9 protein-coding genes are annotated in these 13,133 nt (G+C 61.4%); 2 read left to right on the top strand and 7 right to left on the bottom strand.

Annotation, left to right across the window (positions count from 1 at the left end; all coding sequences use genetic code 11):
• Window positions 1-47: 47 nt before the first annotated feature.
• The 4 genes from AB4P92_RS11130 to ptsP form a co-directional block, all read right to left on the bottom strand.
• Window positions 48-1,589 (bottom strand): alkaline phosphatase D family protein, encoded by a 1,542-nt coding sequence (locus AB4P92_RS11130; RefSeq protein WP_395599368.1) that lies wholly within the window; start codon window positions 1,587-1,589, stop codon window positions 48-50.
• Between the two features lie 171 nt (window positions 1,590-1,760).
• The gene (locus AB4P92_RS11135) at window positions 1,761-3,494 is read right to left on the bottom strand and encodes a PTS fructose-like transporter subunit IIB (RefSeq protein WP_042557609.1); all 1,734 of its coding nucleotides are present in this window, start codon (window positions 3,492-3,494) and stop codon (window positions 1,761-1,763) included.
• An 11-nt stretch (window positions 3,495-3,505) separates the two neighbouring features.
• Window positions 3,506-4,447, bottom strand: coding sequence for a 1-phosphofructokinase (gene pfkB, locus AB4P92_RS11140; RefSeq protein WP_042557608.1), 942 nt, complete (start codon window positions 4,445-4,447; stop codon window positions 3,506-3,508).
• Window positions 4,447-7,308 (bottom strand): phosphoenolpyruvate--protein phosphotransferase, encoded by a 2,862-nt coding sequence (gene ptsP, locus AB4P92_RS11145; RefSeq protein ID WP_395599369.1) that lies wholly within the window; start codon window positions 7,306-7,308, stop codon window positions 4,447-4,449. Before ptsP ends, pfkB begins: the two co-directional genes overlap by 1 nt.
• Window positions 7,309-7,615: 307 nt before the next feature.
• Here ptsP and cra point away from each other — a divergent pair, with 307 nt between their 5' ends.
• Both cra and AB4P92_RS11155 read left to right on the top strand, forming a co-directional pair.
• Complete coding sequence (cra, locus tag AB4P92_RS11150) at window positions 7,616-8,611, top strand: catabolite repressor/activator (RefSeq protein ID WP_042557606.1); 996 nt, start codon at window positions 7,616-7,618, stop codon at window positions 8,609-8,611.
• A gap of 3 nt (window positions 8,612-8,614) precedes the next feature.
• Window positions 8,615-9,391, top strand: a complete 777-nt coding sequence (locus tag AB4P92_RS11155) for a TatD family hydrolase (RefSeq protein ID WP_261736773.1) — start codon at window positions 8,615-8,617, stop codon at window positions 9,389-9,391.
• 120 nt (window positions 9,392-9,511) lie between these two features.
• On the opposite strand, the gene AB4P92_RS11160 is transcribed toward AB4P92_RS11155, so the two are convergent.
• The 3 genes from AB4P92_RS11160 to ampD form a co-directional block, all read right to left on the bottom strand.
• Entirely contained in the window at window positions 9,512-11,542 is a 2,031-nt protein-coding gene (locus AB4P92_RS11160) for a methyl-accepting chemotaxis protein (RefSeq protein WP_395599370.1), read from the bottom strand.
• 185 nt (window positions 11,543-11,727) lie between these two features.
• The gene (gene ampE, locus AB4P92_RS11165) at window positions 11,728-12,567 is read right to left on the bottom strand and encodes a regulatory signaling modulator protein AmpE (protein ID WP_042557603.1); all 840 of its coding nucleotides are present in this window, start codon (window positions 12,565-12,567) and stop codon (window positions 11,728-11,730) included.
• Complete coding sequence (gene ampD / locus AB4P92_RS11170) at window positions 12,564-13,124, bottom strand: 1,6-anhydro-N-acetylmuramyl-L-alanine amidase AmpD (RefSeq protein ID WP_042557602.1); 561 nt, start codon at window positions 13,122-13,124, stop codon at window positions 12,564-12,566. The genes ampE and ampD overlap by 4 nt, the downstream gene beginning before the upstream one ends.
• Window positions 13,125-13,133: the final 9 nt, after the last annotated feature.

The raw sequence follows: 13,133 nt of genomic DNA on the forward strand, positions 1-13,133 counted from the left end.
TCCCCTGTAGGAGCTGCCGCAGCCTGCGACAGCTCCTACAGGGGGTTTCAGACTGGCTGCAGTTTTTTCTCGAACACACTGACCCCATTCAAATCCCGCAACACCACGCTCATCTCCCCACTCTGCCCCTCAATATTCACCTCGCCAAAAAACTGAAATCCGGCAAACGGTGACATGTTCTGCGCCGTCGGTGCCTTCTCGAAAACCACCTCAGGCCCAAAGGTCTTATCCAGCGGATTAGGCCCGAAACTTCCGGCATTCAACGGCCCCGCAACAAACTCCCAGAACGGCTCGAAATCCTGAAACGCCGCGCGATCCGGGTGATAGTGATGCGCCGCGCAGTAGTGCACATCTGCCGTGAGGAAGACGAAATTGCGCACCTGCTGCGCCCGCAGAAAACCGAGCAATTCGGCAATCTCCAGTTCACGTCCCTGCGCCGGTCCCGCGTCGCCGTTGGCCACGGCCTCCCAGCGCGCAACACCCGAACTCACCTCGCCATCAGGCACGCCCAGGCCAATCGGCATGTCTGCCGCGATGACCTTCCACTGCGCTTTCGAGGACTTCAACCCGCGCTTGAGCCAATCCAGTTGCTCACGCCCCAGGAACGGTTTTGCTGCGCCGAGGTTGTCGTCGTTGGCCTCGCGATAACTGCGCATGTCGAGTACGAAAACATCCAGCATCGGCCCGTACTTGAGCTTGCGATAAATTCGCCCGCCCGCGTCAGCCGCCTGCAAACGCATCGGCGAATATTCCAGCCAGGCCTTGCGCGCGCGGCCGACCAGGGTGTGGATGTCTTTTTCCTGATAGCGCTCGTCGAGCTGCTTGCCGGGTGACCAGTTGTTGACCACTTCATGGTCATCCCACTGCCAGATCTGCGGCACTTCGGCGTTGAAGCGGCGAATGTTTTCGTCCATCAGGTTGTAGCGATAATTACCGCGATAGTCGTCGAGGGTCTGGGCGACTTTGCTCTTGGCTTCGGTGGTGATGTTGCGCCACACCCGGCCGTTTTCAGTGGTCAGTTGCGCCGGTACCGGGCCGTCGGCGTAGATGGTGTCGCCGCTGTGGATAAAGAAGTCCGGCAGGCGCAGACGCATGGCTTCGTAAATGCGCATGCCGCCGATGTCCGGATTGATGCCGAAGCCCTGGCCGACGGTGTCGCCGCTCCAGACGAAACGAATATCACGCCGCGCCGAGGGTGCGCTGCGCAAGTGGCCGAGCCACGGTTCGCTGGCGACGCCGCTGCGGGCGTCCTTGAAATACACGCGATAGAAAATCGCCTGATCGGCGGGTAACCCGGTGAGTTCGACGCGGGCGGTGAAGTCGCTGCGGGCATCCGCCAGCGCCGAAACGATTCGCCGTGGATTGCGAAACTGGCTGCGGGTGTCCCACTCGACCACCATCCGGGCCGGGCGGTCGCTGCGGCTCCAGATCATCGCGCGGTCGCCTTGCAGGTCGCCGGACTGCACGCCATCGGTCAGTTGTGGCCGATCCTTGACCGATGCGATCACCGCCGGCGCCAGCCCCGGCATCAGCAGTCCGGCGCCAACAGCTTGCATGACCCGGCGGCGACCGAGGTTGAAATCGCTCATGCTGTTCTCCCTGAAAAAAGGAAAACTTAAGCACGCCTATATGAACTCGCCATGACACCACTAACCATTGTGGGAGCGAGCCTGCTCGCGAAAGCGGTGTGCCAGTCAACATACATGTCGCTGGCAGATTGCATTCGCGAGCAGGCTCGCTCCCACAGTTTTAGTGCGGTGTCAGGCCTTGGCGGGTTCCATTGCCAGCTCCACCGCTTCCGGGCGTTTGACCGTCGCATACACAACGGCAGTCAACAAACTCCCCGCGACAATCGCCAGCAGATACAGCAACGCGTGGTTGATCGCATTCGGAATCGCCAACACAAACAACCCACCGTGCGGCGCCATCAGCTTGCAGCCGAAGTACATCGACAGCGCGCCGGTCAATGCACCGCCGGCAATGCTCGCCGGAATCACCCGCAGCGGGTCTTTCGCGGCAAACGGAATCGCCCCTTCGGAGATAAAGCACAGCCCCAGCACGAACGCCGCTTTACCGGCCTCGCGCTCAGTCTGAGCGAATTTGCGTCGGGCAATAAACGTCGCAATACCCAGACCAATCGGCGGCACCATCCCCGCCGCCATGGTCGCGGCCATCGGGGCGTAACTCTGCGACGCCAACAGCCCCACCGAGAACGCGTAAGCCGCTTTGTTGATCGGTCCGCCGAGGTCGACGCACATCATGCCGCCGAGCAATACACCGAGCAGAATCGCGTTGGTAGTGCCCATGCTGTCGAGGAAATGCGTGAGCGCCGCCAGCATGTCCGCCACCGGTTTGCCGACCACGTAAATCATCACCAGCCCGGTGAACAGGCTGGCGAACAACGGAATGATCAGAATCGGTTTCAGTGCTTCAAGGCTTTGCGGCAACGCGACATAACGACTGATCGCCTTCGCCGCGTAACCGGCAATGAATCCGGCGACGATCCCGCCGATAAACCCGGCGCCCAGGGTGCTCGCCAGCAAACCGCCGATCATCCCCGGCGCCAGGCCCGGACGGTCGGCAATCGAATAGGCGATGTACCCGGCCAGCAGCGGCACCATCAACTTGAACGCGGTTTCGCCGCCGATCTGCATCAGCGCTGCCGCCAGTGTGCCCTCTTCCTTGAACGCGGTGATGCCGAACACGAATGACAACGCGATCATCAAACCGCCCGCCACCACCATCGGCAGCATGAACGACACACCGGTCAGCAGATGTTTGTAGACCCCGGTTTTCTCTTGTCTTGCCGAGACTTTGCCGTCACTCGCGGCGCTTTCCTGCACGCCTTCCGCCAGCGCTTTTTTCAGCGTTTCTTCCGATTTTTTGAGGGCAACGCCGGTGCCGCAGCGGTAGATTTTCTTGCCGGCGAAACGCTCGGTGGCGACTTCGATATCCGCCGCCAGCAGCACCACGTCTGCCTCGGCAATTGCCGTCGCGCTCAACGGTGTTTTCGCGCCGACCGAGCCTTGGGTTTCGACCTGCAAGTCATAGCCCAGACGCTTGGCCGTTTGCTGCAACGCTTCGGCCGCCATGAAGGTGTGGGCAACGCCAGTCGGGCACGCGGTGATGGCGACGATGCGCGGTGCACGGGCCGCAACCGCCGCGGGAACAGCTTCGGTAGCGACGTAGATTTGCGCTTCTTCAGCACCACGGCGCAGTACCGCTTCGACATCCTGCAGGGCTTGCGCAGGTGCAATCTGGAAGACCCGTTTGCCGACAAAACGTGTCATGTCGACGTTGCCGGTGGCGACCAGCAACACCCACTCCGCCGCCGCGATGGTGGCTGCCGACAATTCACGTTCGGGGTGCGCAGCGTCGACCACTTCGACGCTGGTGCTCCAGCCCTGACGCTGGGCCGCTGCATCGAGCAAACGGGCGCACAGCACACTGGTGACCATGCCGTTCGGGCAGGCCGTAACAATGGCTAACTTCATGACAAACCCTCTTATTGTTCTGTCAGGGGGCGCACGCGCACGCCCTGTTCGAGCTGCGCCAGTTGCGCGGCGTCGTTGATGCCGAAACCGATCTGCGTGACCGCCAGCGCAGCAATCGCCGTGGCCGTGCGCAGGGTTTGCTCAGGCGTGTCGGCACTGAGCAAACCGTGAAGCATGCCCGCCAGCAGCGAATCACCGGCACCGACCGTGCTGGCGACGCTGACCTTGGGCGGCGAGGCATGCAGCGCCGAGCCGACGCTGAACCAGTTCACTCCGTCGGCGCCGTGGGAGATCACCACATGGTCGATGCCCTGAGCATGCAGATGCGCCGCCGCCTGGACCTCGGCCGCGCGGGAAACCACTTCGCAACCGAGTGCATCGGCCAGCTCCTCGGTGTTCGGTTTGATCAGCCACGGCCTGGCCTGCAACGCAGCGCGCAACGCTTCGCCGCTGGTGTCGAGGGCGACTCTCAGACCAAGTTGATTCAGCCGTTCGATCAGTTCACGCAACCACTGCGCAGTCACACCACGCGGCAGACTGCCAGCGACCACCACCGCATCGTGCCCCGGTGCAATCTGCACCAGACGATCGAGCAACGCCTGTTGCGCCGCAGCATCAACTATCGGCCCCGGGCCGTTGATGTCGGTGATTCGCCCGTCGCGCTCAGCGATTTTGATGTTGCTGCGCGTCTCGCCCGGTACGCGAATGAATGCGTCAACAAAACCGCGTTTGGCGAACAGCGTTTCGAATGCTTGCAGGTTATCTTCACCCAGAAAGCCGCTGACGGTCAGTTGATGGCCGAGGTCGGCCAGCACTTGGGCAACGTTCACACCTTTGCCAGCAGCATGGGTGTGCATTTCGTCGCTGCGGTTGACCTGACCGGCCGTCAGCACCGACAGCTCGACCGTGAGGTCCAGCGCCGGGTTGAGGGTCAGGGTGAGAATCTTGGCCATTACAGGGCCTCCACTAATGCGCGCACTTCGTTGGCGCTGCCCACGCTGAGGGCTTGTTGAGCAACGGTTTGCGCCTGGGTCAGGCTAAGTTCGCGGATGCGCGCCTTGACCTCGGCAATGCTGCGCCCGGACACACTCAGTTCATCCACACCGAGGCCGACCAGCACCGGCACCGCCAGCGGATCGGCCGCCAATTCGCCGCACACGCCAACCCATTTGCCATGGGCATGAGCCGCACGCACGGTGATGTCGATCAGTTGCAGCACCGCCGGATGCAAGCCGTCCGCCTGTGCCGACAGCGTCGGGTGACCACGGTCGATGGCCAGGGTGTATTGCGTCAGGTCGTTGGTGCCGACGCTGAAGAAGTCGACTTCTTTGGCCAATACCGGTGCGAGCAATGCGGCGGATGGCACTTCAATCATGATCCCCAGTTGCAGATCAGCCACCGGGATTTCCAGGCGCAAGCGCTCGGTCATGTCGCGGGCCTGACGCCATTCGTCGACGCTGCCCACCATCGGGAACATGATCCGCAGCGGCCGGTTATCCGCGGCCCGCAGCAAGGCGCGCAACTGCGCTTCCATGATCTGCGGACGCTGCAACGTCAGGCGAATCCCGCGTACACCGAGGAACGGGTTTTCTTCCTTGGCGATCGGCCAATACGGCAGCGGTTTGTCGCCGCCAACATCCAGCGTGCGCACCACCAGCGGCCGCCCGGCGAGGCCATCGAGGACGCGGCGATATTCGGCTTCCTGCGTGGCTTCGTCCGGCGCTTGCGGGTGCGCCATGAAAATCAGTTCGGTGCGCAGCAAACCAATGCCTTCCGCGCCCTGCTCCACCGCGCTGATCACGCCAGCGCTTTCGCCGATGTTGGCGAACACTTCCACGGCGTGACCATCGGTGGTGTGCGCCGGTTGATGGCGTTGTTCGGCAGCGGCTTTAAGGCGTTGCTCGCGGGTGTCGCGTTCTTCGACAGCGCGTTGCAACGTTGCCGCATCGGCGTCGACATGCAGACGACCGCGTTGTCCGTCGAGCAGCAACGGCGTGCCCGGCGCCAGCAACAGCACTGCCGCGCCAGCGCCGACCAGCGCCGGAATGCCGAGGGCACGGGCGACGATTGCGCTGTGTGCGGTCGCGCCGCCGCGCGCGGTGAGAATCCCTGCCACGCGCGCCGGATCAAGCCGCGCGACGTCGGAGGGGCCAACCTCGTCCATCACCAGAATGTACGGCTGCTCAGGCTCGCTTGGCGTCTGCACGCCGCACAGCTGCGCCAGCACGCGACGACCGATGTCGCGCAAATCCGCCGCACGTTCGGCGAGCAAGGCGTCCTGCAGCGATTCCTGTTGTTTGGCGGCCGCTTCGATCACCGCCATCCACGCCGCTTCGGCGCTTTCACCTTGCTTGAGGCGCGTGTCGACTTCGTCGGTGAGCTCCGGGTCGTCGAGCATTTCCTGGTGGGTGATGAAAATCTCGCGGATCGCTTTGGCTTTGCTGCGTTCGATCAAACCTTGAATGTCGTTGCGCACGTCGCTGAGCGCTTGCTTGAGACGCTCGCGCTCGACGGCGGCGGATTCGCCACGCAACGGGTATTCGATGGTTTGTTGCACTTGAATATGCGCAGGGCCGATGGCGATACCCGGTGCAGCGGGGATCGCGTGCAACTGAGTGCCGGACGCCGGGGCGATCAGCACTTCGGCGATGTCGGCGAAGACTTCGCGCTGCTGGCTCACGGCGGGCAGCGGCTCGACTTCTTCACCGAGGCCTTCCTCGATGGCGGCGAGCAGCGCAGGCAAGGCATCGGCGGCGATGCTCGGTTCTGCGATCAGTTCCAGCACCTGACCGCGACGGGCGCCGAGGCTGAGCAGTTTGCTGAGGCTTTTCACCGACACGGCGCTGTCGTCACCGTCGACAATGCGCACGCGAATCTCGCCGTCAAAACTCTTCGCCAGTTGCGCGAGGATCTTCGCCGGCCGCGCGTGCAAACCGTGGGCATTGGCCAGCGAGATACGAGCGCTCGGCCAGTCTGCCGGCAACTCACCGCCGAGCACTTCAAGGACTTTACGGCTGCTGGTGGCCCGACCCAACTCATGGCCGCGGCCTTCGATGAGCAACGCACACAGGCGTTCCAACAGAGCCTGATGCGCCTCGCCGAGACTGGCCAGACAGAACAGACCGCTCAGTGGCTGACCGAGATAACGCATCGGTTTATCCGGGGTGACAAACGCCAGGCCCGGACGCTTCACGGTTTGCTCGCTGTGCAGCCACCACAGGCCATCGCCCAATGGCAGCGCTTCGACTTGCTGCAATACCGCGGCGAAACCGTTGCTCACGCAATCTGCCTGGCGCAGCAGACGCGCACCACGCCAGACCAGTTCTTCAAAATCGTCAGCGGAAACGCCGAGGCCGATCATTTGCGCGTCGAGCGCCAGTTCCTGCGGTGCGCCTTGCAGCAGTTTGAGCAGCGCTTCAGGCGAACTGGCGCGACGCAGGGCCTGACCCAGATCGGTCTCGCCGAGTGCACGGGTGAGCAGTTGCAGCAGACGCAAGTGTTCGTCGGATTTGGCGGCAATGCCGATGGCCAGATAAACGATCTGGCCATCGCCCCAATCGACACCCTCGGGGAACTGCATCAGCCGCACGCCGGTGGTAAAAACCAGCTCGCGGGTTTCGGGGGTGCCGTGGGGAATGGCAATACCTTGACCGAGAAAGGTCGAGCCCTGGGCCTCACGCGCCTGCAATCCTGCGAGGTATCCGTCAGCGACCAGACCATCGGCCACAAGATGACTGGCCAGCAATTGCAGAGCAGCGGGTTTATCCACAGCCGATTGGCCCATGGATATCTGCTCTATAGTGAGCTCGAGCATGCAATCTCCTTTTTGGCGTTTTATGGCGCCAGGTATTGTTTTGAATTGTTTGCAGCTTAGGCGCTGTCGGCCATCCTTTTCAGGGGCAATTTTGGCGGTTTTACGGCAGAACCGGCCAAAGGCGTCTAAAACGTAGAAAATACGCTTGCTGAAACGTTTAATCTAGATTGATCGGCACGTTACTCGATAATGTCCCATCCTTGAAGTCCAACTTGTCGGATGCGCGTAGGCAATAAGTCGTCTGCCCTTATCGGGTAGGATTGGCGAAAATCTCGCGGCATGCTCGAAATAACAAGGAAATCCCGAGTTGAAACTCAGTGATATCGCGCGGTTGGCCGGAGTGTCCGTGACCACCGCGAGCTACGTCATCAACGGCAAGGCCGAACAGCAACGCATCAGCACCGCGACCGTCGAGCGAGTACGTGCGGTGGTCGATCTGCACGGCTTTACGCCCAACCCACAAGCCGCGGGACTGCGCAGCCGGCATACCCGCACTTTGGGTTTTATCCTGCCGGATCTGGAAAACCCCAGCTACGCGCGGATCGCCAAGCTGCTGGAGCAAGGTGCGCGGGCGCGCGGCTATCAGTTGCTGATCGCCAGCTCCGACGATGCGCCGGACAGCGAGCGCAAACTGCTGCAACTGTTTCGCGCGCGGCGTTGTGATGCGCTGATTGTTGCCAGTTGCCTGCCACCCGGTGATGACAGCTATCTTCAGTTGCAGGCCAAGGGGCTGCCGATCATCGCCATCGACCGGGTCATGGAGCCGGAGCATTTCTGCTCGGTGATCAGCGACGACCGCGAGGCCAGTCTGCACCTGACCCAGAGCCTGCTCGACCCGCAGCTTAAACAGATCGTGCTGCTCGGCGCCCGCCCGGAACTGAGCATCAGCCAGGAACGTGCCGCCGGTTTCAGACAGGCCCTCGTCGATTTCAAAGGCGAAGTGCTGGTCGAGCACGCCGAGTCCTTCAGTCGTGACTGCGGCAAGCAATTGATGGAAGAACTCCTGCAACGTCTGGGGCATTTGCCGGATGCGCTGGTAACCACGTCCTACGTGTTGTTGCAGGGGGTGTTCGACGCGCTGCATGACTTCCCGCTCAAGTCGCGGCCGCTGCGCCTCGGCACGTTTGGTGACACGCAACTGCTCGACTTCCTGCCGCTACCGGTCAACGCCATGGCCCAGCAGCATCAACTGATCGCCGACAAGGCGCTGGAACTGGCATTGGCCGCCGTCGAGCAGTCGCAATACCAGCCTGGCGTGCAAGCGATTGCACGGACCTTCAAGCAGCGTATTCACCGGGACTGATCCGTGGAGCTGATCGACAGCCACACCCACCTGGACTTCCCCGACTTCGACGCCGATCGCTCGGCGCTGCTGGCCGAAAGCCGTGCCCTTGGGGTGCGGCGGATGGTGGTGCTGGGCGTCTATGAAGGGAACTGGCAGCGGGTGTGGGATCTGGTGCAGGGCGATTCGGATCTGTACGCGGCGTTCGGTTTGCATCCGGTGTATCTCGATCAGCATCGTCCCGAAGATTTACAGACCCTCGGCGATTGGCTGACGCGATTGCGCGGCCATCGGCAGTTGTGTGCAGTCGGCGAGATTGGTCTGGATTACTTCATCGAAACGCTGGACCGCGAGCGGCAGCAGGCGCTGTTCGACGCGCAGCTAAAACTGGCGGCGGATTTCGATTTGCCGGCGCTGATCCATGTGCGGCGCAGTCACGCGGCGGTAATTGCCACGCTCAAACGTTTTCGTTTGAAGCGGGCCGGGATCATACACGCGTTCGCCGGCAGCCGTGAGGAAGCACGGGAATACATCAAACTCGGTTTCAAACTCGGCCTCGGTGGCGCCCCGACCTGGCCCCAGGCGTTGCGCATGCATCGGGTACTGGCGGATTTGCCACTGGATTCGATTGTGCTGGAAACCGATTCACCGGACATGGCGCCTGCAATGTTCCCGGGAGTGCGCAACAGCCCGGCGCACTTGCCGGCGATTTGCACAGCGCTCGCCGATCTGATGAATATCTCCCCTCAACAACTTGCCGCGGCCAGCACCGCCAATAGCTGCGCCGTGTTCGGCTGGTAGCTGGAAACACTTTCCCTTGTGGGAGCGAGCCTGCTCGCGAAGTCGGTGTGTCAGACGACAACAATCCCGCCGGCAGATTGCATTCGCGAGCAGGCTCGCTCCCACAGGTATTCGAGCGTCTCAAACCCGAAAGGCGCTGATCAGCTGTTTGAGCTCCACGACCTGGGCGGACAGTGCGCGGCTGGCGTCTTCAGTCTGGTGCGCACCTTGCGCCGTGCGCTCACCTGCGCGGTTGATCTCGACAATGTTCTGGTCAATGTCATGGGCCACCGCCGTCTGCTGCTCCACCGCAGCGGCGATTTGCTGGTTCTGATCGACGATCATTCCGACGGCGCCAAGGATGTTTTCCAGCGCCTGCTGAACCTTTTCCGACTGCCCGACCGTGCCGCTGGCCATTTGATGGCTGACACCCATCGCCTTGACCGCCGCACCCACACCGCCGTGCAGTTTGGCGATCATCTGTTCAATTTCTTCGGTCGATTGCTGGGTGCGCTTGGCCAGCGTACGCACTTCGTCCGCCACTACCGCAAAACCGCGTCCCTGCTCACCCGCACGCGCCGCTTCAATCGCCGCGTTGAGCGCCAGCAGGTTGGTCTGCTCGGCAATACTCTTGATCACTTCCAGAACGCGGCTGATCGCCTGGCTGTCACTGGCCAATTGGTTGATCACCAGCACTGACTGATCGATCTCGCTGGCCAACGCAGCGATGCTGCCCTGCTGCGACTCGACCAGACCACGACCGCTGATGGTTTCGTCATTCACGCTGTGGGCGCTGCTCACCGCCGCTGCGGCGCTGCGCGCCACCTCAAGGGATGTCGCCGACATCTGGTTCATCGCCGTGGCCACTTGTTCGATCTGCGAGCGTTGCCCGGCAACGGCCAGATTGCTTTGCGCCGACACACTTTCCACTTGCCCGGCCTGGCGTTCAACTTCGCCAACGGTTTGCCCGACCCGTTCAATCAAGTCGTGAATCTTCTTTACCGTGCCGTTGAACACTTCGCCCAACTCGCCTAATTCATCGCAGCTGCTGGCCTTGAAGTTGACGGTCATGTCGCCAGCCGCGACCTTGTCCATCATCGCGCCGAGGCGTTTGAGTGTGGTGCGGGTCGACGCGTAAAAGCCGCCATACAGATAGAAAATCAGCACGAACACCACCGACAGCGCCACAGCCTGCAAGACCATGTGCGTGCGGTTTTGCGTCAGGCGCTGCTGTAATTGCGTGTCGAGAAATTTCAGGGCGGCCTCGTTGAGCTGGTAGGTCTTGTCGATAAGCGCAGTAGTCTGGTCGTAAAACGCCTGCCACGGTGCATCGAGCGTGTCGGCCATCACCACTTGTTCTTCGAACAGTTCGCTCGCCTGCTTCAGCGAAGTCTTACTAATGTCAGCCGAAGCGCTGAGCGTTTCGTGCGCGGCTTTGCTCGAGCCGAGGGCGTCCTGCAGTTTCAAGGCGTATTCGGCCTGGAGCTTTTCGATCTGCACCAGCAACTCGTCAAAACGGGTGCTCGACGAACTGTTGAGGAAACCCTGCCCCAGCGAATACGAGCCCATGGCCCGGCCTTCACCGAGGGTTTGCGTCACAGTGGGCGTGATCAGGGTAACGAGTTCGCTGAGTTGACGGATGTCGCCCTGGTTGTCGCGGCTCAGACCGGCCTGACTGGTGATGATCTGGCTGAAAATCTGCGCACTGGCCAACAATTTGCCGATCAACGCACTTTTGCTTTGCAGGGAGTTTTCCGCTTGCTGGGCCTTGAACGCCGCAATCATTTCATCGCGCTTGCCGTCGAACACCTTGATCTGTTCGGGGTCGTCGGTCATTGCCGCCAAGCCTTCCAGGCGTGCCAGTACGGCTTGTTCGAGAGTGGTGATCTGCGATTCGACATTGCCAGCCTTGCCGGACTGGCCGAGGGTGACGTTGATCTGTACCAGATTATTCAGGGTTTCCAGATCGCGGCGCAGGCTCAGGCTGCTGCCGAGCAGATCAAGGCTTTGCAGCTCGACCCGGGTGCCTTGGAATTCACGATAGGAATCGCGCACCAGATAGAAATTGGTCACCAGCATCGGCACCAGAAACAGCACGCTGATCAGGCTGAACTTCATACCGAAGCTCAGACGATTCATCAGCGAGACGGCGGGATAGAGCAAGCTCTTCACTGGAAGTCTCCCTTGGTTTTTCTTGTTTTTATTGGCAGGCGCGCGGGTACAGCAGATAGCCACTATCGGGCGCCATCTCTGTATAGCTCAAATCGAAGGGAGGTTTTGTAACTTAAGGTTAACAGCGAAAAGATCGCAGCCTCCTCAGGACGCGAAGGCTACGATCTTTAGCTCTGGATTGAGAGTCAGTGAATCAATACCGTCCACAAGGCGAACCCGGCATACCACAACACCGCCGCCCGCAGCAGCAATTCCCACAGGCAATCGAGGGTGTTGACGCCTTCCGGGCCGACCGTCGGCGGCGGAATCTCTCCCGCCGCCAACCCGACCTTGTTGATCAGTTGCGCAGCGCTGATGTTCCAGTTCAGCAATTCATGCAGCATCACCCGGCTGACCGCAACGAAGTTGCCGACCAAGGCAAAACTCGCCGCCAACAGACGCACCGGCACCCAGTCAAAGGCATGGCGCAGTTGCGCGGCACGTTCGACCAGCGCCGGGTTCTGACCGTGCTCCTGGGCCAGCGCCAACAAGCGATAGGCCAATGCCGCCACCGGACCGAGCAGGAAATACCAGAAGATCACGGCGAAGAAGCTTTGATAGGCCTGCCACAACAAATGCTCCTGCACCCGATCGAGCAATTGCTCGCCGCTGTCGGCACAGATATTCAGATCGCGCTTGGCCACATGCGCCGCGGCTTGCAGATCCTCGCGCCGCCAGGCATCGCGAAACGGCCCGAGACCGCCGAGCAGGTCGCCGCGCCCCAGGCTATAAATCACCACCAGCAAATGCACCGGCAGGGCCAGCAAGCCGTACGCCACCGGCTCCAGCACCACCAGCAACAGGGCCAGCAACGCCACCGGCAGCAGCACCAGAATCGTCAGTACCAGCCATGGCTGTTTGGCCAGTCGCTCGCTGGTTTCGAGTTTGTTCAGTTCGCGAATCCATCCGCCATCGCGTTGAACCCGATGGCGCAGGGCCGAGAATTTCTCGATCCAGAGCGCCAGCAGTAACACCAGAAAACTCATTGTCCTTCCTCTTGTGCCAGGGCCGCGCGGTAACGCGCCCAGTCGAATGCCGGGCCAGGATCGGTCTTGCGCCCGGGTGCAATGTCGCTGTGCCCGCAAATGCGGGCGCCGGTGATAGCCGGAAATGCTGTCTGCAACTGACGGGTCAGCGCCGTCAACGCCTGATACTGCGCATCGGTGAACGGCAGATCATCGGTGCCTTCGAGCTCAATGCCCACGGAAAAATCGTTACAGGTTTCGCGCCCTTCAAAAATCGACACGCCGGCATGCCACGCCCGCTCAAGACAGGAGACAAACTGGGTGACCTTGCCGTCACGTTCAATCAGAAAATGCGCCGAGACCCGTAAGTCGGCAATCCCTGCAAAGTAGGGATGTTCGGTGACATCCAGACGATTCTGGAAAAATTCCTGCACCTTGCCGGTGGCGAACTGCGCAGGCGGCAGGCTGATGTTGTGGATAACCAACAGGGAAATTTCGCCCGCAGGGCGCTCATTGAAGTTGGGCGATGGGCAAGTCTGCACCCCGTGACACCACCCGCTAGCGGGATCCAACTGCATACCGATTCC

Origin of the sequence: Pseudomonas sp. A0308 (assembly GCF_044218815.1) — a bacterium.
GTDB classification, from domain to species: domain Bacteria; phylum Pseudomonadota; class Gammaproteobacteria; order Pseudomonadales; family Pseudomonadaceae; genus Aquipseudomonas; species Aquipseudomonas iridis.

Bases quoted from the DNA above. Each gene is read 5' to 3' on its own strand.
- ampD (WP_042557602.1), bottom strand. From the start codon at position 13,124: ATGCAGTTGGATCCCGCTAGCGGGTGGTGTCACGGGGTGCAGACTTGC.
- pfkB (WP_042557608.1), bottom strand. From the start codon at position 4,447: ATGGCCAAGATTCTCACCCTGACCCTCAACCCGGCGCTGGACCTCACG.
- ampE (WP_042557603.1), bottom strand. From the start codon at position 12,567: ATGAGTTTTCTGGTGTTACTGCTGGCGCTCTGGATCGAGAAATTCTCG.
- AB4P92_RS11135 (WP_042557609.1), bottom strand. From the start codon at position 3,494: ATGAAGTTAGCCATTGTTACGGCCTGCCCGAACGGCATGGTCACCAGT.
- AB4P92_RS11130 (WP_395599368.1), bottom strand. From the start codon at position 1,589: ATGAGCGATTTCAACCTCGGTCGCCGCCGGGTCATGCAAGCTGTTGGC.
- ptsP (WP_395599369.1), bottom strand. From the start codon at position 7,308: ATGCTCGAGCTCACTATAGAGCAGATATCCATGGGCCAATCGGCTGTG.